The organism is Aquisphaera insulae, assembly GCF_011064615.1.
GTDB lineage: Bacteria > Planctomycetota > Planctomycetia > Isosphaerales > Isosphaeraceae > Aquisphaera > Aquisphaera insulae.
Genome location: NZ_JAALJH010000020.1, coordinates 29,941 through 49,343 on the forward strand (window position 1 = coordinate 29,941; position 19,403 = coordinate 49,343).

At 69.1% G+C, this 19,403-nt stretch carries 15 protein-coding genes and 1 tRNA gene; 5 read left to right on the top strand and 11 right to left on the bottom strand.

Features of this window, described 5'->3' with window-relative positions:
• Positions 1-405: 405 nt before the first annotated feature.
• From G6O54_RS13370 to G6O54_RS13395, 6 genes are all read right to left on the bottom strand, one after another.
• The gene (locus G6O54_RS13370; protein ID WP_165226065.1) at positions 406-3,156 is read right to left on the bottom strand and encodes a bifunctional acetate--CoA ligase family protein/GNAT family N-acetyltransferase; all 2,751 of its coding nucleotides are present in this window, start codon (positions 3,154-3,156) and stop codon (positions 406-408) included.
• Between the two features lie 469 nt (positions 3,157-3,625).
• A complete protein-coding gene (gene mce, locus G6O54_RS13375; RefSeq protein ID WP_165226067.1) occupies positions 3,626-4,066 on the bottom strand; it encodes a methylmalonyl-CoA epimerase in 441 nt (146 codons plus the stop codon).
• A gap of 91 nt (positions 4,067-4,157) precedes the next feature.
• A complete protein-coding gene (locus G6O54_RS13380) occupies positions 4,158-4,547 on the bottom strand; it encodes a biotin/lipoyl-containing protein (protein ID WP_165226069.1) in 390 nt (129 codons plus the stop codon).
• 10 nt (positions 4,548-4,557) lie between these two features.
• Positions 4,558-4,917 carry a hypothetical protein gene (locus tag G6O54_RS13385; RefSeq protein WP_205678769.1) on the bottom strand — a complete coding sequence of 120 codons (360 nt, stop codon included), beginning with the start codon at positions 4,915-4,917 and terminating at the stop codon, positions 4,558-4,560.
• Between the two features lie 15 nt (positions 4,918-4,932).
• On the bottom strand, positions 4,933-6,489 hold the full coding sequence (locus G6O54_RS13390) for an acyl-CoA carboxylase subunit beta (RefSeq protein ID WP_165226071.1): 1,557 nt from the start codon (positions 6,487-6,489) through the stop codon (positions 4,933-4,935).
• 68 nt (positions 6,490-6,557) lie between these two features.
• The gene (locus tag G6O54_RS13395; RefSeq protein WP_165226073.1) at positions 6,558-8,075 is read right to left on the bottom strand and encodes a methylmalonyl-CoA carboxytransferase subunit 5S; all 1,518 of its coding nucleotides are present in this window, start codon (positions 8,073-8,075) and stop codon (positions 6,558-6,560) included.
• A 387-nt stretch (positions 8,076-8,462) separates the two neighbouring features.
• On the opposite strand from G6O54_RS13395, the gene G6O54_RS13400 reads away from it, so the two are divergent.
• Entirely contained in the window at positions 8,463-8,870 is a 408-nt protein-coding gene (locus G6O54_RS13400) for an acyl-CoA thioesterase (protein WP_165226075.1), read from the top strand.
• A gap of 849 nt (positions 8,871-9,719) precedes the next feature.
• A complete protein-coding gene (ltrA, locus tag G6O54_RS13405) occupies positions 9,720-11,003 on the top strand; it encodes a group II intron reverse transcriptase/maturase (RefSeq protein WP_439650245.1) in 1,284 nt (427 codons plus the stop codon).
• Between the two features lie 167 nt (positions 11,004-11,170).
• On the opposite strand, the gene glpX is transcribed toward ltrA, so the two are convergent.
• From glpX to G6O54_RS13425, 4 genes are all read right to left on the bottom strand, one after another.
• Positions 11,171-12,241, bottom strand: coding sequence for a class II fructose-bisphosphatase (gene glpX / locus G6O54_RS13410; RefSeq protein ID WP_165226079.1), 1,071 nt, complete (start codon positions 12,239-12,241; stop codon positions 11,171-11,173).
• 105 nt (positions 12,242-12,346) lie between these two features.
• The gene (locus G6O54_RS13415; RefSeq protein WP_165226081.1) at positions 12,347-12,907 is read right to left on the bottom strand and encodes a DNA-3-methyladenine glycosylase; all 561 of its coding nucleotides are present in this window, start codon (positions 12,905-12,907) and stop codon (positions 12,347-12,349) included.
• A 143-nt stretch (positions 12,908-13,050) separates the two neighbouring features.
• Complete coding sequence (locus G6O54_RS13420; protein ID WP_165226083.1) at positions 13,051-14,379, bottom strand: LolA family protein; 1,329 nt, start codon at positions 14,377-14,379, stop codon at positions 13,051-13,053.
• An 8-nt stretch (positions 14,380-14,387) separates the two neighbouring features.
• Entirely contained in the window at positions 14,388-14,966 is a 579-nt protein-coding gene (locus G6O54_RS13425; RefSeq protein WP_165226085.1) for an RNA polymerase sigma factor, read from the bottom strand.
• Positions 14,967-15,138: 172 nt separating this feature from the next.
• On the opposite strand from G6O54_RS13425, the gene G6O54_RS13430 reads away from it, so the two are divergent.
• The 3 genes from G6O54_RS13430 to G6O54_RS13440 all read left to right on the top strand — a co-directional run bounded on the left by G6O54_RS13430 (position 15,139) and on the right by G6O54_RS13440 (position 18,427).
• Positions 15,139-16,653, top strand: coding sequence for a TolB family protein (locus tag G6O54_RS13430; protein WP_205678771.1), 1,515 nt, complete (start codon positions 15,139-15,141; stop codon positions 16,651-16,653).
• A gap of 87 nt (positions 16,654-16,740) precedes the next feature.
• Positions 16,741-16,811, top strand: a tRNA-Cys gene (locus G6O54_RS13435).
• A gap of 512 nt (positions 16,812-17,323) precedes the next feature.
• Complete coding sequence (locus tag G6O54_RS13440) at positions 17,324-18,427, top strand: slipin family protein (RefSeq protein ID WP_250846871.1); 1,104 nt, start codon at positions 17,324-17,326, stop codon at positions 18,425-18,427.
• Positions 18,428-18,619: 192 nt separating this feature from the next.
• On the opposite strand, the gene G6O54_RS13445 is transcribed toward G6O54_RS13440, so the two are convergent.
• Complete coding sequence (locus G6O54_RS13445) at positions 18,620-19,387, bottom strand: MBL fold metallo-hydrolase (protein WP_165226089.1); 768 nt, start codon at positions 19,385-19,387, stop codon at positions 18,620-18,622.
• Between the last annotated feature and the right edge of the window lie 16 nt (positions 19,388-19,403).

Sequence of the window (19,403 nt, forward strand, 5' to 3'; positions counted from 1 at the left end):
CCGGTCGAACTCCGCGGGGGGGGAAAGTCGCCGCGCAGCGGGTACGGGATCGTCAACGCGGAGCCTCGACCGGTCGGAAGAGAATGCCCGGCATGATTCTTCGTTCATGCAAGGCGCATTCCGGAGATTCCTGTCCGACGTGTGCTGAGGGTTGGCGGATGGGCGTGTCGGGAGGCGAAGGCTCGCGGGGCGTGGGTCGCCTCACTCCGCCACGCCCACTCCATGCTTGCGGGGAGTTCATGGGGAGCTACCCCCTTGCTCGCTGGCGGCGAGGGAGGAGGGAGGCCGATATCCCCGGCTGGCTGACGAGCGGGGCTCTGCCAACCGCCGGGCCCCCCGAGGGCCGGCGCGACGCGGCTCGGGATCGTGCCCGAGTTGTGGCGCATTCCCGGCCCGGTCGACCCCTCAGGGCTCGAGGCTCGCCCGGATGACCGACTCCTGGAGGTTGTGGGTCATCTTGAAGCGGAGCTTCTCGCAGATGCGTTGCATCTCGGTGTTCTCCGGGAGGATGTCCCCGAAGATGCGGCGGACGCCCTCGTCGCGGCCGATGGAGACCAGGCGGCTGAGGAGCTCGGAGCCCAGGCCCAGGCCCTGGAAGGGGTCGGAGACGACCAGGGCGAACTCGGCCTCGTCGGTGCCGCGGGACTTGCTCAGGCGGCCCACGGCGAGGATCTCATGCTCGCCGGTGGAGGGATCGCGGCGATCGGCGACGAGGACCATCTCGCGATCGTAGTCGATGAAGCAGATCCGGGTCAGGCGCTCGTGGGCGACCCGCGCCGTGTACTTCATCGCGTGGAAATAGCGGAGCGAGACGCTCCGTTCCGAGAGCGTGCCGTGGAATTTCACGAGCAGGGGCTCGTCCTCCGGGCGGATCGGCCGGAGGGTGAACGCCGTCCCGTCCTCGGCGGTCCAGGGCGAGACGTACCGCGTGGGATAGGGCCGGATGGCGGGCCTCGGCAGGGAGTCCAGGTCCACGTCGGGCGGATGGAGGATGACGCGGGCGTCGAGGGCGAGCAGGTGCTCGGGGGAGGCGAGCAGGGGATTGACGTCGATCTCGCGGATCAGCGGCTGCTCGACCACCAGGCGGCTGAAGCGGACGAGGAGCTGCTCCAGCTCGAAGAGGTCCACGGCGGGGCGGCCGCGGACGCCCTGGAGCGCCTGGTAGATCCGGGTCTGCTCCATCATCCGCCGGGCGAGCGTGCTGTTGAGCGGGGGCAGGCCGAGCGCCCGATCCCGGAAGACCTCCACGAGCTGGCCGCCGGTGCCGAAGAGGAGGACCGGGCCGAACTGCGGATCCGGGCTGCTGCCGAGGATCAGCTCGTAGCCGTCGGTCCGGACCATCGGCTGGACGGTGACGCCCTCGAAGCCGCCCGGGCCGGCGGGCCCGAGGCGGCGGACGGCGGCCTCGATGGCGTGATAGGCGCCCCGGACGGCGTCGGCGTCGCGGAGGTTGAGCTGGACGCCGCCGACGTCGGTCTTGTGGGTGATCGTCCGCGAGTGGAGCTTGAGGACGACCGGGTAGCCGATCTCCTCGGCGGTGGCGATGGCGGCGGCCGGGGAGTCGGCGACGATCGTCCGGACCGTCGGGATCCCGTAGGCGGCCAGCAGCCGCTTGGACTCGGCCTCCGTGAGCAGGGTCCGCCCCTCCCCGTGGACGGGGGCGATGATCGCCTCGGCCCGCTCGCGGGCGAGGGCGGCGGACTCGCCGCCGGCGGGCAGGTTCGGCGTCTCGTAGAGGCCTTGCAGGTTGTAGAACGAGCGCCACATCAGGGTGAAGACCGCGGCGGCGGCGTCCGGGTACGGGTAGGTCGGGATGCCGGCCTGGTTGAGGATCTGCTCGCCGGCCTGCACCGAGGCCCCCCCCATCCAGCTCGCCAGGACGGGCTTGCCGCTGATCCGGGCGTGCCGCCGGAGCTGCTCCGCGGTGGCGGTGGGGTCGGTCATCGCCTGGGGCGTGAGGATGGCGAGCAGGCCGTCGATGTTGGGGTCCTTGGCGGCGACGGACAGGGCCCCGGCATACCGCTCCGGGCCGGCGTCGCCGAGGATGTCGATCGGATTGCCGCGGCTCCAGGCGGCGGGCAGGCAGGCGTCGAGCGCCGCGATCGTCTCCGGCGAGAGCTCGGCCAGCTCGCCGGCGTTCTGGATCAGCGCGTCGGTCGCCAGGACGCCCGGCCCCCCGGCGTTGGTGAGGATGGCGAGCCGCGGGCCCCGGGGGCGGGGCTGCTTGGCGAGCACCTCCGCCATGTCGAAGACCTGGGAGATGCTCTCCACGCGGAGCACCCCGGCGCGGAGGAAGGCGGCGTCCAGGACCTCGTCGCTGCCCGTCAGGGCGCCGGTGTGCGAGGCGGCCGCCCGGGCCGCGGCCTCGCTCCGGCCCGCCTTGATGACGATGATCGGCTTGGTCAGGGCCACCTCGCGCGAGGCCGACAGGAACGACCGCGCATCGCCGATCGATTCCATGTAGATCACGATGCACTTCGTGTACGGGTCGTCCCCCAGGTAGTCGATGAGGTCCCCCCAGTCCACGTCGATCATCGAGCCCACGGAGACGAACGCGCTGAAGCCGACGTTCTCGCGGAAGCTCCAGTCGAGGATCGCCGTGCAGAGGGCGCCGCTCTGGCTGATGAACCCCACGGATCCCGGCCGCGCGATCCGGGCGGCGAACGTGGCGTTCATGCCCGAATACGGCCGCATCACGCCCACGCAGTTGGGGCCGATGATCCGCATCCGCCCGCCCCGGGCCTGGTCCAGGATCTCCCGCTCCAGGCGGGCTCCTTCCGCGCCGATCTCCTTGAAGCCGGAGGAGATGATCACGGCCCCCCCGACCCCCGCCTCGACGCACTCCGCGATCACCCCGGGCACCGTCCGCGCCGGCGTGGCCACGACGGCGAGGTCCACGGCGCCGGGGGCCGCCGCGATGGTCGGATAGGCCTGGATCCCCAGGACGTTCGCCCGCGATTCGTTGATCGGGTAGACCGTGGCGCCGAACGGCGAGTCGATCAGGTTCCGGAGCACCGCCCGGCCGACGCTCCCCTCCTTCTCCGTCGCGCCGATGATCGCCACCGTCCGGGGCGCGAAGATCGCGTCCAGGGGGAGCCGCTTGGGTTCGTCGTCGTCCGGTACGGCGTGCGCGGTGGCGGCGATCGCGGCAGTCATGTCGCTTCCCTCGTCCCTTCGCCCGGCCCCGTCGGCCGCGGGGCCCGCCCTCCCTGCCATCGCCCTGCGAGAATGATCGGCCGAATTCTCGGATTTTATGAGATCGAGATTCATGGTCGTGCGACGCCGCGGCGCGTCCCCCGGCTGGATTCTCGCTCCGCCCGCGGGGCCTGTCCATGCGTCTCCGCGTCGAAACCCGGCCTTCGCGGGATTTCATCCCGGGCGAAGGATTCGAACGATCCGGCCCCGGCGGCGCGAGGCCGCGGGCGGCCCCTCTCCTCTATTCAGAGGATACGCTGCCTGGGCCGCGCGGGCTCGCGAAGAATGGCGATTTTTCCGACGGGGGATCTCTCCGAGCGGGCTCGCCCGGTCCCATGCCGGAGGGGGCTCCGCCCTCGACCGTGCGCGCCGTCGAGCTCCACCGCGTGCCGGTCGCCGGACGGAGGCGGCCCCTCCTGGGCCCCTCGGGTCATGCGCCCTGGTGCCCGGCCTCGTCGTGGCCGCCGGTCGGCTCGCAGATCTCGGTCAGGACGCCGCACGAGCTCTTGGGGTGGAGGAAGGCGATGTTCAGGTGGTGGGAGCCGGGGCGGGACTTCTCGTCGATCATCCGGATCCCGCCGGCCTTGAGCTCGGCGATCCGCCCTTCGATGTCCTCCACCGTGTAGGCGATGTGGTGCAGCCCTTCCCCCTTCTTCTCGATGAACTTGGCCACGGTGGAGTCGGGCTCGGAGGGCTCCAGCAGTTCCAGGCGGATGTCGCCGACGCGGAAGAAGCCGACGTGGACCTTCTGGTCGGCGACGGTCTCCCTCCCCTCATAGGTGGCGCCCAGCGTCGCCTCGTAGAAGGGGCGCTGGTCGTCGATGGACTTGACGGCGATCCCGATATGATTGATCGCTTTGACGGGCTTCATGGTCTCCTGCTCCTCCCCGGCCCGCGGGGGCCGGGGTCTCGGTCGGATGGGCTACGGGATACGTTGGGGTTCCGGGGGTCACCCGATGGGATTACTCGAACTCGACGAGCACCTGCCCCTGCTGGACGGCGTCGCCGGCGCTCACGTTGATCTTGGCCACCTTGCCGGCGATCGGCGCGGTGATGACGGTCTCCATCTTCATCGCCTCCAGGACCAGCAGGGTGTCGTTGACCTGGATGGACTGCCCCGCCTGGGCGGAGATGCTGGAGACGGTGCCGGCGAACGGGCTGCGGCAGACCTTGCTCTCGTCGGCGACCTTCTCGCCGCCGGTCTGCGGCAGCGGGGGTGCGGCGACGGGGGCCGCGGCCGGCACCCGCGCGTGGATCCCGGGCCCGTAGTAGCCGGGCTGCGGCTGGTCGGGCTCGGAGACCTCGACGTCCACTTCGTATAACTTCCCGTCCACATTTATCTTGAGTTTCAAGGCTGGCTCCTCACCGAAGTGTCGAAAGGGCGTGCGAGGCCTGGATCGTCACCCGCCCCTCCTGGGCCCACGCACCCGTCCGGATCAGGCTGATCTGGCGGATGTGCGCCTTCTTGCCCAGGAAGGCCGCGATGGCCGAGGCGATGACCAGGACGAGCTCCTCGCTGAGCCCCTCCGCGGGGGCCGCCGACGCGGGGGCCGCCTCCTTGACCTCGACGCGATCACTCTTGCTGCTGCTGTTACTGACGACGCCGGCGGCCGCCGTGGCCGCCTCGAGCGCGGCGACGCGGTCGCCCAGGCGGCCGATCTCGCGGCGCAGTCCCTCGATCAGCTCGGCCAGCCCCGAGGGAGTCACGGTCTCGGAATTCATGGGTCTGGCTCCGGATTACAGGGGGATGAGGCCGTGCTTCTTGGGGGGCCGGTGATCGCGCTTGGTCTGGAGGTACTCCAGCGCCTGGGCCAGGTGCCGGCGGGTGTCGGCCGGGTCGATGATGTCGTCGACCAGCCGGCGGCCGGCCGAGACATACGGCGTGGAGAACGTGCTGCGATACTCGTCGATCAGCTCGGCCCGCTTCGCCGCCTTGTCCGCGGCCTTCTCCATCTCCTTGCGGAAGACGATCTCGACGGCCCCTTCCGCCCCCATGACGGCGACCTCGGCGGTCGGCCAGGCATAGACGCGGTCGGCCCCCAGGTCCTTGGAGCACATCGCCAGGTGGGCACCGCCGTAGGACTTGCGGAGGATGACCTGGATCTTGGGGACGGTGGCCGCGGAGTAGGCGAAGAGCATCTTCGCCCCGTTGCGGATGATGCCGCCGTACTCCTGCTGCACGCCCGGCAGGAATCCCGGGACGTCCACGAACGTCACCAGCGGGATGTTGAAGGCGTTGCAGAAGCGGATGAACCGGCTGGACTTGTTCGAGGCGTTGATGTCGAGGGCGCCGGAGAGGTAGCTCGGCTGGTTGGCGATGATGCCGATCGACCGGCCCAGGATCCGGGCGAAGCCCACCACGATGTTGGGGGCGTAGCCGGCCTGGACCTCCAGGAAGTCCGCCCGGTCCACGATCCCGCAGATCACGTCGCGGACGTCATACGCCTGCTTCCCCTCCACCGGGACGACCTTGGCGAGCGCCGGGTTGGGGTCCACGTTGTTGTCGTGCGGCAGGCGGGGGGGATCTTCCAGGTTGTTCGACGGCAGGAAGCTGAGCAGCCGCTTGCAGATGTTGATGGCGTCGGCGTCGTCCTCGGCCGTGAAGTGGCTCACGCCGGAGTGGGCCATGTGGGCGTCGGCGCCCCCCAGGGCCTCGGCCGTGATCTGCTCGCCGGTGACCTGCTTGATGACCTGCGGGCCCGTGATGAACATCTGGGCCTGCTTGGTCATGATGACGTAGTCGGTCAGGGCCGGGCTGTAGGCCGCGCCGCCGGCGCACGGGCCGCAGATCAGCGAGATCTGGGGGACGGCGCCGGAGAGCTCCACGTTGGTGTAGAAGACCCGGCCGTAGCCGGAGAGGCTGTCGATCCCCTCCTGGACCCGGGCGCCTCCGGAATCATTGATGAAGATGAAGGGGCTGCCGGTGTGGAGGGCCATCTCCATCACGTCGGCGACCTTGTGGCTGTGGACCTCGCCGGCGGAGCCGCCCAGCACGGTGAAGTCCTGGCTGGCCAGGTGGACGAGCCGGCCGTCGAGCGACGCCGCGCCGGTGACCACGCCGTCGGCCGGCACCTCCTTGCCCGCCATCCCGAAGAGGGTCTGCCGGTGCTGCGCGAACAGGCCGATCTCCTCGAAGCTGCCCGGGTCCACGAGGGCCTCCACCCGCTCCCGCGCCGTCAGCTTGCCGTCCTTCTTCTGCCTCGCCAGCCGGTCGGGGCCGCCCCCCTGCTCCAGCTCGGCCCGCTTGGCGAGGAGGTCCTTCGTCAGGTCCTCCATCGTCTTCTTGGCGCTCATCGGCGGACATTCCTTTCTCGACAAATTCTAATTCGCTTTATTTTTCGTTATGTTTCAGTCTTCAAGGATCAGGCGGGCTGGACGGTGACCTTGTGGGACCTGTCGCCGACCGTGATCTCGTAGGTGACCGGGCCGGTGATGGGGCCCTTGCCGTCGGCGGGCTTGGCCTTGCCGTCGGCCTTGGCGGGGGCGGCGGCGGGCTCGGCGGAGGGGGCCTTGCCCACGCTCTTGGGGCCCTGGTCCCGGGTGCCGAAGAACTTGGGGGCGACCTGGGGGAACATGGCGTAGGTCAGCACGTCCTCGTCGCTGCCGTTGCACCCCTTCAGGCCGATGGCGGTGTCGCGCAGGCCCTCCCACTCGGGCTTGAGCAGGTCGGCCGGGCGGCAGGTGATCGGCTCCTTCTTGGCGTGCTTGGCGGCGGCCTCGATGATCGCCGGGTCGCGGTCGGCGATCGTCTCGCCGTAGTAGCCCAGCATCAGGTCGGCGAACTCGCCGGTGAGCGCCTTGTACTCGCCCATCAGGACGTTGAACACGGCCTGGGTGCCGACGATCTGCGACGACGGCGTCACCAGCGGCGGATAGCCGGCCGCCTTGCGGACGCGGGGGACCTCCGCGAGCACGTCCTTGAGCCGGTCGCCGGCCCCCTGCTGGCGGAGCTGGCTCTCCATGTTGGAGATCATGCCGCCGGGGATCTGGCTGTCGAAGATCTCGGTCTCGACGCCCAGGATCTTGGATTCGAAGGCCGCATACTTGGGCCGGACGGCGGCGAAGTGCTCCTTGATCTTCTGGAGCCGGTCCTTGTCCAGCCGGGTCGTGTAGCCGGTCCCTTCCAGCATCTCCACCAGGGACTCGGTCGGGTTGTGGCCGGGGCCCAGGCTGAGCGACGAGATCGAGGTGTCCACGACATCGGCGCCGGCCTCGATGGCCTTCTGCAGGCTGACGAGCGTCACGCCGGTGGTCGAGTGGACGTGGACGTGCACCAGCGTGTCCGCGCCGCACTTCTCCTTGATCCCCTTGACGATGTCATAGGCCGGCTGGGGCCGCAGCAGGGCGGCCATGTCCTTGATGCAGATGGTGTCCGCGCCCATGTCCTTGAGCCGCTGGGCCATCTCGACGAACTTCTCGACGGTGTGGAGCGGGGACGTGGTGTAGCAGATCGTCCCCTCGGCGATCTTGCCGGTCCGGCGGACCGCGTCCATGGCGCGCTTCAGGTTGCGGACGTCGTTGAGCGCGTCGAAGACGCGGAAGACGTCCATGCCGTTCTCCGCCGACTTGTCCACGAACCGGTCGACGACGGTGTCCTGATAGTGCCGATAGCCGAGCAGGTTCTGGCCCCGCAGCAGCATCTGGAGCCGCGAGTTGGGCATCAGCTTGCGGAAGGTCCGCAGCCGCTCCCAGGGGTCCTCGTTGAGGAAGCGGATGCAGGAATCATAGGTGGCCCCGCCCCAGCACTCCACGCTCCAGTAGCCGGCCTTGTCGATATCCTCGCAGGCGCCGACCATGTCCTCGGTGGCCATGCGCGTGGCGAGCAGGCTCTGGTGAGCGTCGCGGAGGGCCAGCTCCGTGACTTCAACCAATCGTGACATCGCTAATCACTCCTATTTGAACGATTCATCGTGCGACGCAGTCGACGCGTGCGGCCGCGGTCCGTCGCGGCGAGAGAGAGGCGCGACGGAGATGACCCCTAGAGGGTCGTCATGGCCCCGGGAGCAGCTCGCCGCCATCGGGGGCGGGCTTCAGCTTCCCAGACACTTGGTGACGCTCCGGAGGACCGGAGGAGACTCAATAGTACCACCGAGAATCCCGGGTTTCACGCACCTTGTCCCCCTCCGGGGCGAAACTCTCCGGGATTTCACGATTCGGCTGGTACAATGCCCGCCGCGAGGCCCGCCCGCCGCGGCCCCCCTGGATGGGACCGGTCGGCCCGTTCCCGCCGGCCGCGCGGCGACCCTCGGCATGCACGGAGCCGCGCCATGGAGAACTCGCTGCCGATCGTCGTCCGGCCCACCGAGATCGACGTCAACGGGCACGTCAACAACGCCAAGTTCGTCGAATACCTGGAGTGGGGCCGGGAGGAATGGTACGACCGCAGCGGCCTGACCTACGACCGCCTGGACGCCATGGGCGCGCAGACCGTGACCGTGAACCTGAACCTGAACTACCGCAAGGAATGCCGCCAGGGCGAGAACCTCACGATCGTCACCCGCCCCGAGCGCCTCGGCCGCACCAGCTTCGCCTTCCACCAGGAGGTCCGCAAGGCGGACGGCACCGTCGCGGCCGACGCGATCGTCACCCTGGTCACCATCGACCCGGCGAGCCGCAAGCCCCGGCCCGTGCCCGACGAGCTGGCCGCGGCCCTGAAGTCAACCGACAACGGATGACGCGAATCACACGGATGGGGGAGGGAGAGGGACAAAGACAGAAGAGTCCCTACCACGGATGACACGGATTACACGGATGGGGGAGGGAGAATGACGAGGCAAGGGACCACGCGAGGCCAGGATCAGAATCCGTGAAAACTTAGCGGACAAGAATCATGATAAACACTCAATGTATCTATTCTGTCTTATGTCTGTCTTCTTCCCTTCCTTCCCTTCCCTTCCTTTCCTTTCCCTTCCCCTTCTGCTCCTCCTCTTGCATTCCATCCGTGTGATCCGGTGCGTCAGGCGAAGCTCGGTCGATCTCGGCAGTTGAGAGGAACTGTCCATGGTACTTGCTCGTTCACCATGAAGCGAACTCGGCGGCGTGCGGGGCGACCCGCCCGTCGGAGCCCGAGTGAGCGAAGGCGCCAGCCGTAGCGAAAGCGAACCCTTCGGCCTCGTTACACAAGTGGGGATGGCCATCCTTCCGGATTTGGTGAAGCCTGATGCCGGCCGCGAAGCAACGAGCAGATGCAGCGGTCGGGTCCCCCGGGGTGATACGGGACGGCGGACGTCGAAAGATCGACACGGGAACCTGAGAGGCCCGGTCGAGCGGCCCGAGGCCGGGGCATGGCCCGGGGCGACGAACGGCGGGAATCCATAACCGCCGGCTCGGCTCGATCGGGAGTCGGAGGGGGCCGTAGTAGCGATGAGGCGGCTAACCACCGCGGAGCGAAGGGCCCCTGCCATATCCCTGCTGACGTCAGACGCGAGGAGGACCGCTTGGACGAGAGTCCCACTACGGACCACGCGGCGAAGATCGACCCCGACCGGCCGCCGGCTGAGCCGGAGGTGAAGTCGGGGGTGAAACTGCCGCCGAAAGTCTCCGAGCTGAGATGGAAGCTGAATCGAAAGGCCAAGCAGGAGCCGAAGTTCCGGTTCTACGCCCTGTATGACCGGATCTATCGGGACGATGTGCTGATGGCCGCATGGTGGCTGGTGCTGGCCAAGGACGGGGCTCCCGGGGTGGACGGCGTGCGTTGTCAGGACATCATCGATGGTCCGGGCGCCGGCGTCTACCTGGAGGCCCTGGCCGAGGAGCTTCGCACCCGGAGCTACCGGCCGCAGCCGGTGAAGCGCGTGTACATACCCAAGCCGGACGGCCGGATGCGACCGCTGGGGATACCCACGGTCAAGGACCGGATCGTCCAGACGGCGGCCTTGCTGGTGATCGAGCCGATCTTCGAGGCGGACTTCCTGGACAGCTCGTTCGGGTTCCGTCCGGGCCGAAATGCCCACCAGGCGATCGACGCGATTGCAGGGCACCTGGCCGCAGGTCGCCGCGAAGTCTATGACGCGGACCTGAAGTCGTACTTCGATACGATCCCGCATGACGCGCTGATGAAGTGCCTGGAACGGAGGATAGCCGACCGCGGGGTGCAGGGGCTGATTCGCAGTTGGCTGGAGGCGCCGATCGTCGAGACGGACGAGGACGGGCAGGGCCGAACGACTCGACCGAAGCAGGGGACGCCGCAAGGCGGGGTGATCTCGCCGCTGCTGGCGAATCTCTACCTGCATTGGTTCGAGAAGCGGTTCTACCGCTCCGACGGGCCGGGGACATGGGCGTCGGCCCGGCTGGTGCGATACGCCGACGACTTCGTGGTGCTGGCGCGATACCAAGGCAGGCAGCTCATCGGCTGGATCGAAGGGACGCTGGAAGGGCGCTTCGGGCTGACGATCAATCGTGAGAAGACCCGCGTCGTGAACATGAACGAGCCGGGGCAGGAGCTGAATTTCCTGGGGTTCACGCTGAGATACGATCGCGACCGCTACGGCCGGGATCGGACCTACTTGAACGTGACGCCTTCGGACAAGGCGATGGCTCGGGCTCGAGAGAAGGTGCGGGAGCTGACCGGACCGGGGCGATGCTTCATGCCGATCGTGCAGATGATCGGCGAGCTGAACCGCTGGTCGAAGGGCTGGGGCGGATACTTCCGTCATGGCTACCCGCGGCAGAGCTTCCGGGCCGTGAATCGATTTATGAGGGAACGTCTGACGCGCCACCTGAATCGACGGAGCCAGCGCGCCTACCGGCAACCGGGAGGTGTGTCGACCTATGCCCACCTGCAAAGCCTCGGCTTGCAGGCTCTGTAGGCGACCCTGCGCTGGCCTCCTGTGCATACCTTCGAGTCAGAGGATATGGGTAAGCCGGATGCGGGAAACCTGCACGTCCGGTTTGAAGAGGGCGGAGGCGGCTGAGCAATCAGCCCCTCCGCTACTCGACCGTCATCCGTGGTAGTACCTCTCCTGTCTTCGCCCTGTTAGTCCTCCGATCGATGACCCCTGCGTTGCCGCCCCGCGGCGGGCCCGTGGTGCGCATCGAGATCGGGGCCGTAGCGCGAGCCCGACAGCGTGGTGAGCTTGAACCATCGGTGCTCCGCCTGGATGACCCGGATGGTGCCCGAGCGCGAGCGCATCACGATCGATTCCGTGGTCGCCCCGTCGCGGGTGTAGCGGACGCCCTCGAGGAGTGCGCCGTCGGTGATGCCGGTGGCGGCGAAGAACACGTCGTCACCCTGGACCAGGTCATCGGTGGTCAGGATCCGGTCGAGGTCGTAGCCCGCGTCGAGCGCGGCCTTCTTCTCGGCCTCGTCGCGGGGATAGAGCCGACCCTGGATCTCGCCCCCCAGGCACTTCAGCGCCGCGGCCGCGATGACCCCTTCCGGCGTGCCGCCGATGCCGTAGAGCAGGTCCACGCCGGTCCCGCGCTGGGCGGCCGTGATCGCGCCGGCGACGTCGCCGTCGCGGATCAGGTAGACGCGCGCGCCCACCTTGCGGAGCTTGGCGATGGTCTCCGCGTGCCGCGGCCGGTCGAGGACGGCGACGGTGATCTCCTCCGGCTCCATGCCACGGACCTTGGCCATCATCCGGACGTTGACCTCGATGGGCGCCCCTATGTCGATGATCCCGCGCCCCTCGCGGCCGACGGCGAGCTTCTCCATGTAGACGCACGGACCCGGGTTGAACATCGTGTCCTTGGGGGCGACCGCCACGACGGCCATGGCATTGGCCTCGCCGTTGGCCACCAGCCGGGTGCCGTCGATCGGGTCCACGGCGACGTCGAACGGCGTGCCGCCCCCCGCGCCCAGGGTCTCGCCGTTGAAGAGCATGGGGGCCTCGTCCTTCTCCCCCTCGCCGATGACCACGACGCCCTCGAACGGCACCGAGTTGAACAGCAGCCGCATCGCGTCCACCGCCGACTGGTCGGCCGCGTTCTTGTCGCCGCGCCCCACCCATCGCGCCGACGCGAGCGCGGCGGCCTCCGTGGTCCGCACCAGGTCCAGGGCCAAATTGTGATCGGGCGTCACCTGCACGCGCGGCTTCGTCGGCATGGGAGGATCCTCCGGACGGCCCGTCGATGCCGCGAGGCCCCGCGGCACGCTCGGCCAGCCGCCATCATCCCAGGCCCCCGACGGGAAAACAACGCGGCGGCCGCGTCACCGCCGCGAGACATGCCGGTTCCCCGCGATCGAGAACCGCAGCGGGCGAGCCGCCCACTCGCCCGCATAATCGACGCCCACCCTCGGGCCGGCGACGATCTCGAACGGCGGGGCCGGCTCGTCGGGCTCGGCGATGAAGAGCCCGCCGCGCCTCATGTCGTGCCCGTTGAGCGTGCGGTCGATGTTCAGCGCCCGGCAGAGGCGGCCCGGCCCGCTGGCGCTGACGTCGATGTTCTCGACCGGCTCGAGCGCCCGCAGCAACACGGCCGAGGCGTGATTCCCCGGGCCCGTCACGGCGTTCAGGCAGTTGTACATTCCATAGATCAGGTAGACATACGCATGTCCCGGCGGACCGAACATGACCTCGGTCCGCGCCGTGCGGCCCTTCGACGAGTGCGCCGCAAGGTCGTGCGGCCCAAGGTACGCCTCCGCCTCGACGATCCGGCCGACTCGGCGCGGCTTGCCGTTCCCTTCGCGGCGGATCAGGAGCTTGCCCAGCAGGTCCGGGGCGACGTCCTCGGCGGGGCGGTCGTAGAACGAGTGGGGCAGCGGCTTCATGGAGAGGATGATACCAGGGCAAGGGCCGAGGAGGCCAATCCTGGTCCCCTTCCCCACGCAGCGAGGAGGGGACCAGAGAGGGGTCTCGCCTCGTCCCTGGTCCGTCGCCGCGGCTTCTCTTGGCCCGAAGAAGCAAGCCGCGATCACTTCGCCTTCGGATCCCCCGCCGGCTTCGCCGCGGCCGGCGGCGGGGGCGTGATCCGGATCTGGTAGACCTTGCCCTCCCAGAGGGCAAAGTTCAGTTGGAGCTTGTCGTAAGACAGCCCCGTCTGGCCGGTCGGCTTCTCGGGATCCGCCGCGTCCTTGAAGACATCCTTGTTGCGCGAGACGTCCTCGCGATCAGGCGGGCCGTACGCCCGGATGATGTCATCCCGGTTCGCGCCCAGGCCAATCCCCTTGTCGGTCTTGCCCCGGAACTCGCGGACCTTGATCACGAACCCGTGCTGGCCGAGGGCGACGGCCCAGTACAGGCCGTGTTTCGGCTGGCCTTCGGGGAGGACCATGAGCTCGAAGCCGCGCGAGTAATAGGACAGGAGCCTCATCTTCCCAGCCGTGCTCGCCCGATCGGGCTTGCCCAGGGCCTTGACGACCTGCTCCTCGGTCATGCCGAACCGCGCCGGGCCGATGCCCACCAGCGGCGTGAGCGTCGGGGCCGCCAGGTCCTCCTCCGCGGGTTCGGGGGAGAGTTCGGCCACGCCGAGGGTCTCCACCGTGAAGCCTTCCGGCGGGGTCATGGTGAAGAGTGCGGGGTCGAGCGGCCGGTCGAAGACGAAGTCGCTCATGACCTGAACCCAGCGCTTGCCCCCGTCCTTCCACTCCATCTCGATGCGAACCGGCAGCTTCGTCTCCGGGTCGACCCAGACGGTGCCTTCCTGTCCGTTGACCTTCACGACGAACCCGAGGGCGGGCTTGCCGGCGACCTCTCGGCCGGGGAGGACTCGCACCGGATCCTTCGCGATGTCCCGGAAGAGGGCGTAGAAGTTGATCTGCTCGGGAACCTGGAAGGCGGCCCCCTCGATGACCATGGCGGACTTTGCCTTCGTGCGAACGAGCATCGTCTTCCTCGCCTGAAAATCGACGATCGAGTAGCCTCCCTCCATCTCGTTGCGGACCAGGGACGGGGCGACGACCATCATCCGGGACGACTCGCGCGGCTTGTCGTCGACGAGTTCGACCATGGTGTGGGTCAGGGTCCGCGTGGCCGCCACCTTCTGCTGGAGCTCCTCCAGGCTGACGCCCGCGGCGCTATGGCCCGGGGTCAGGAAGAAGGCGAACGTCGCGGTGGCCGCCGCGGCGATCACCCCGCCGGCAAGCTTCAGGATCATGGTCCGTCTCCCTTCGGGATTCTTCCTCGCGAACAGGGCGTCGATGTCCGTCGGCGACGCCTCGGGCGCAGTCCGGGCGAAGAGGCCGAGGAGGTCCTCCTCGATCGGGTCGGGCTCGGGGCCGGATGAGGCGTGCGGGGAGTTCATGGGGAACCTCAGCCGTCGGGCGCATCGGCGATCAGGATGCGCAGCCGGGCCACGAGCCGGGCCACGCGGGACTTGATCGTGCTGGCGGGGGCGTCCATCGCGTCGGCGATCTCCGCGAAGGTCAGCCCCTCGTCGAACCGGAGCGAGAGCAACGCGCGGTCGTCGGGCGGGAGCGACCGGAGCGCCTCGGCCAGCCGGGCGGATTCGTCGAGGGCCGCCAGCGCCTCCGCGGGATCCGGGCCGGTCGCGGCGGCGGCCGGGGCGAGGGCCCGGGCGCGGTCCACCACGTTCCGACGACGCGAGCGACTGCGGACGGCGGCGATCGACTCGTTCACGGCCGCGCGGCGGAGCCAGGCCGCGAACCGAGCCGGCTCGCGGATCGCCCCGGGCGCGCGGAGGAGGCGGACGAACACGGCCTGGCGAATTTCCTCGGCCTCGTGGACGTCGCCGGTGACCCGCGCCGCGATCCGCAGCAGCGGGACTTCCCAGCGGCGGACGAGCGACACGAAGGCCCCGCGATCGCCGCGCTGGAATCGCGCGACGAGCTCGGCGTCGGAATCGGTGTCATCATCGGTCGGTTCGGTCATCGGCCGAGCGTCCGGGCCGGGAAGTCGTTCGGATCGTGTCCGCGATCCTCACCATACAGGACGCGCGCGGACGGAGGATGGACGAATCGGGCGAGGAATTTCCGCGCGGATTGCTCGCCTCGGCGTTATCCTGGCGGAGATTCCGCCCCCGCTCGCGCCCCGGAGATCAGCCATGTCGCCCTTGATGAAGCCGATGGGTACGGTGTTGCTTGCCCTTGCCATGTGTGGCCGGGCGACCGCCGGGGACGGCCCGGTCGGCCTCTTCGAGGGCCATGGCGACGTCGGCGACGTCCTGCACTCGGGCTCGTCCGCGTTCGACGCCGGGCGGAATGCCTACACGCTGGCCGGCAGCGGCGAGAACATGTGGGCCGCGCGCGATGCCTTCCAGTTCGCCTGGAAACGAGTCTCCGGCGACACGTCGATCGCCGCGGACATCGCCTTCGAGGGCGCGGGGACCGACCCGCATCGCAAGGCCTGCCTGATGATCCGCCAGGGCCTGGATGCCGACTCGGCCTACGTCGATGTCGCCATCCACGGCGACGGCCTGACCTCGCTCCAGTTCCGGGCCGAGAAGGGGGAGCGGACCCAGGAGGTCCGGGCCGCCGTCAAGGCGCCCCATCGCGTCCGGATCGAGAAGCGCGGCAAGTACGCGACCCTCTTCGTCTCCGGCGGGGACGGCTCCCGACCCCTCGCCTTCTCCGGCGCGGCGACGCGGATCGTCCTGGAGGGGCCGTTCTACGTCGGGATCGGCGTCTGTTCGCATAACAAGGACGTGGTCGAGCGGGCGGTCTTCTCGAACGTCGAGCTGGTCTCGCCGCTGCCGCCGCCTTCCGAGCAGCCGGTGCTCTACAGCACGCTCGAGACGATGACGATGGCGTCCACGGATCGGAGCGTCGTGCACGTCGTCCCGAGGCGGATCGAGGCCCCGAACTGGCTGGCGGATGGCAAGACGCTGATCTTCAACGGCGGCGGACGGATCCACCGGGTCCCCACGACGGGCGGCGAACCGGTCGCGATCGACACGGGCTTCGCCACCCGGTGCAACAACGACCACGGCGTCTCGCCCGACGGCAAGACGCTGGTGATCAGCGACCAGACTCAGGGGACCAGGGACTCGCTCATCTACACGCTGCCCGTGGAAGGCGGCACACCGCGGCAGGTCACGCCGACGGGCCCGTCCTACTGGCACGGCTGGTCGCCCGACGGCAAGACGCTGGCCTTCTGCGGCCGTCGCGGCGGCGAGTACGACATCTACACGATCCCGGCGGCAGGGGGCACGGAGGCCCGCCTGACCACGGCGGCGGGGCTCGACGACGGCCCCGAGTACTCGCCGGATGGCCGCATCTACTTCAATTCGGTGCGCGGCGGCTCGATGCAGATCTGGCGGATGAACGGCGACGGGTCCGACCAGCAGGCCGTCACCGACGACGGCTTCAACAACTGGTTCCCGCACGTCTCCCCGAACGGCCGCACCATGGTCTTCCTGAGCTATGAGAAGGGCGTGGAGGGCCACCCCGAGGACCAGGACGTGACCCTCCGGAGGATGGACCTGGCCACCGGCAAGGTCGACGTCCTGGCGCGGCTGTTCGGCGGCCAGGGGACGATCAACGTCCCCTGCTGGTCGCCGGACGGGAAGGCGATCGCCTTCGTGACGTATCAGCGCGTCGCGGGGGCTCATTCGCCGTGAGTCGCCGGAGGATCGACGGATTTCCCGCCCCCGCGCGAACTTCCTCGTCGGGATCGACGTCTGCTCTCACGTTCGCCTGATCGTGATAACGCCGGAGCCAGACGGGCGGGCGGCCGGCTGCAACCCGGCAGAAGTGGGTTCGACTCCCACCGGCGTTTCTTCGCAAGCGAGCGGACGGCCTCGCCGGGCCCGCGGCGCGCTCGACCCCGTGAGAACGGTCGGCCGGGCGTGTCCCGTGAAGGGGATCGAAACCGGGGCGGGGCCGGATCGTGGTAGCTCAGAGGTAGAGCACCGGGCTATGGACCCGGGTGTCACAGGTTCGACTCCTGTCCACCGCACCGGGACGTTGAAAACGTCTCCACCACTGAGCCCGAGGGGGACGGGCGGCCGACCGGCCGGCCTCGTCGATCCGATCCAAGTCGCGCTCGCGCGAGGCGGAGACGATCGTCGGGGCGGCGCGTGCCGACGCCCTGAAGCGCGCGGGAACGCCCGTCGCGTCGGCGGAAGGCCCTCGCTCACCGGGGGGCAAGCCGTCGGCAACGCGGGCGACAGGCGCGACTCCGCGACCGGACGCGTGGCCGCCGGCCGTCCCGTCCTCCGAGGGCATCTCGCTATTGCGATCTCCTGTTGTCGCTGGAAACCTCGGGCTCGGCCCGGGAGGTGTGCCGTGATGTTCCTCAAGACGTATCGAATCCGCAGCTACGAGATGGGGCTCTACTTCCGGAATGGCGAGTTCCGCGGCCTGCTCGGCGAGGGGACGCACCGGCTGTTCGACCCGTTCGGCCGCGTCGAGGTCCAGGTCGTCAGTCAGCGGGCGCCGTTCCTCGTCCACGAGAAGCTCGACCTGATCGCGAAGCGGGCCGAGCTGAAGGGCCTGGCGCAGGTGCTCGACCTGGAGGACGGCCAGCGGGCGCTCGTCTGGGTGGACCGCCGGTTCGGGCGGATCTTGCCGCCGGGGCCGTATGTCTACTGGACGAACTTCCGCGAGGTCCGCGTCGAGGTCGTGAGCACGGACCGGCCGCGGTTCGAGCACGAGGACCTGCGGGCGATCCTGGCGAACCCGTCGGCGCGGGAGCAGCTCGAGATCGGCTCGGTGGGCCGCGGCTGCACCGGCGTGCTCTTCCTCGACGGCAAGTTCTCGGGGTTGATCGACCCGGGCCCGTGGGCCTTCTGGAAGGGATCGGCCGAGGTACGCGTCGTGGAGGTGGACCTCCGCGAGGCGACCATCGACGTCCCCGGCCAGGAGCTCATGAGCGCGGACAAGGTCACGCTCCGGATCAACGCCGTCGCCACCTACCGCGTGGTCGACCCGCGGAAGGCCGTCTGCACGGCCGAAGACTACAAGCAGGCCCTCTACCGTGAGCTCCAGCTCGCCCTGCGATCGGTCGTCGGCGGCCGTGAGCTCGACGTCCTGCTCGCGGACAAGGACGCCGTGGCCGCGGAGGCCGCGTCGCTCCTCGCGGGTCGGCTGGCGGCCCTCGGCCTGGAGATCCAGGGCCTGGGCATCCGCGACGTGATCCTCCCGGGCGACATGAAGGACCTCATGAATCGGGTGATCGAGGCCCGCAAGGCCGCCGAGGCCAACCTCATCACCCGCCGCGAGGAGACCGCCGCGCTCCGCAGCCAGGCCAACACCGCCAAGCTCCTGGCCGACAACCCGACCTTGATGCGGCTCCGCGAGCTCGAGGTCCTGGAGAAGGTCATCGCCGGCGGCAAGCTCAACGTCATCCTCGGGGAGAAGGGGCTGGCCGACCGGGTGGTGAACCTGTTGTAAACGAACGGACTAACCACAGAGGCACAGAGAAGAGGGGAAAGGGAAAGGGGAAGGGATGGGGAAACTCATAAGACTTCCTGAATCTATTTGGGGCGTTCGGCGTGGCGACAACGCACCCTTGCAGGCCGTTCCTTTCCTTCCCTCTAGGATCCTTCCCTTTCCCGACTTCTCTGTGCCTCTGTGCCTCTGTGGTTAGATCCGAATGTCTTCTCCCTGGCGGAGCACCCTGATGGCGCTGGAGGCGGCGTCGAAGTCGTCCGGCAGGTGCGTCAGCCGCATCTTCGCGCGGAGGGCTTCCGGCAGGGCGGCGAGCTTCTCGTAGGGTGTGTGCATCCCGCCGTGGCCGGGCGTGGTCGCCTCGTGGATGATCAGGTCGCACGGGGAGAGCCAGTCGATGAGCGTCGGATCATAGGCCGTGTCGGCGCTGTAGCCGAGGGTCTTGCCGGCGGCCGAGATGCGGAAGGCCGTGGTCGGGACGCCGTGGAGCGTCCTGCGGCATTCGACCGAGAAGGGGCCGGATGGGACCGGCCTGGCCTCGTCGAGGTCGATCAGCTCGAAGAAGTCGCCGAGCTCGCGAGGCGGGGCGGAAGGCGAGGCGGCGCCGGTGGTGCCGGGGGCGTCCATGCCGGCGGCCAGTACGTCGTCCCAGAGGCGAATCGAGACGTCGGGATGCATCAGCAGCCTCGCCCGGCGGCCGACGGCCAGCTTCGTGAAGAAGCCGAAGTCCTCGAGCCCGCAGCAGTGGTCGGCGTGGAGGTGGCTGATCGCCGCGGCCTGGATCCGGTCCAGGTCGATCGGGCAGCCGGCCGCGGCCGTCCCCTCGCGGAGCATCTTGCGGACCGGGTGCGGACAGTCGATCAGCAGCCAGTCGTCGCCGCTGCCCAGCAGGTAGCACGAGGTGTAGTGGAAGGCGGAGAAGGCCTCGCCCACGCCCAGGGGGATCAACCGCACGCGGCTCACGGGGAGGCCTCCAGGT

Bases quoted from the DNA above. Each gene is read 5' to 3' on its own strand.
- G6O54_RS13370 (WP_165226065.1), bottom strand. From the start codon at position 3,156: ATGACTGCCGCGATCGCCGCCACCGCGCACGCCGTACCGGACGACGAC.
- mce (WP_165226067.1), bottom strand. From the start codon at position 4,066: ATGAAGCCCGTCAAAGCGATCAATCATATCGGGATCGCCGTCAAGTCC.
- G6O54_RS13385 (WP_205678769.1), bottom strand. From the start codon at position 4,917: ATGAATTCCGAGACCGTGACTCCCTCGGGGCTGGCCGAGCTGATCGAG.
- G6O54_RS13390 (WP_165226071.1), bottom strand. From the start codon at position 6,489: ATGAGCGCCAAGAAGACGATGGAGGACCTGACGAAGGACCTCCTCGCC.
- G6O54_RS13395 (WP_165226073.1), bottom strand. From the start codon at position 8,075: ATGTCACGATTGGTTGAAGTCACGGAGCTGGCCCTCCGCGACGCTCAC.
- G6O54_RS13400 (WP_165226075.1), top strand. From the start codon at position 8,463: ATGGAGAACTCGCTGCCGATCGTCGTCCGGCCCACCGAGATCGACGTC.
- glpX (WP_165226079.1), bottom strand. From the start codon at position 12,241: ATGCCGACGAAGCCGCGCGTGCAGGTGACGCCCGATCACAATTTGGCC.
- G6O54_RS13415 (WP_165226081.1), bottom strand. From the start codon at position 12,907: ATGAAGCCGCTGCCCCACTCGTTCTACGACCGCCCCGCCGAGGACGTC.
- G6O54_RS13420 (WP_165226083.1), bottom strand. From the start codon at position 14,379: ATGAACTCCCCGCACGCCTCATCCGGCCCCGAGCCCGACCCGATCGAG.
- G6O54_RS13425 (WP_165226085.1), bottom strand. From the start codon at position 14,966: ATGACCGAACCGACCGATGATGACACCGATTCCGACGCCGAGCTCGTC.
- G6O54_RS13430 (WP_205678771.1), top strand. From the start codon at position 15,139: ATGTCGCCCTTGATGAAGCCGATGGGTACGGTGTTGCTTGCCCTTGCC.
- G6O54_RS13440 (WP_250846871.1), top strand. From the start codon at position 17,324: ATGTTCCTCAAGACGTATCGAATCCGCAGCTACGAGATGGGGCTCTAC.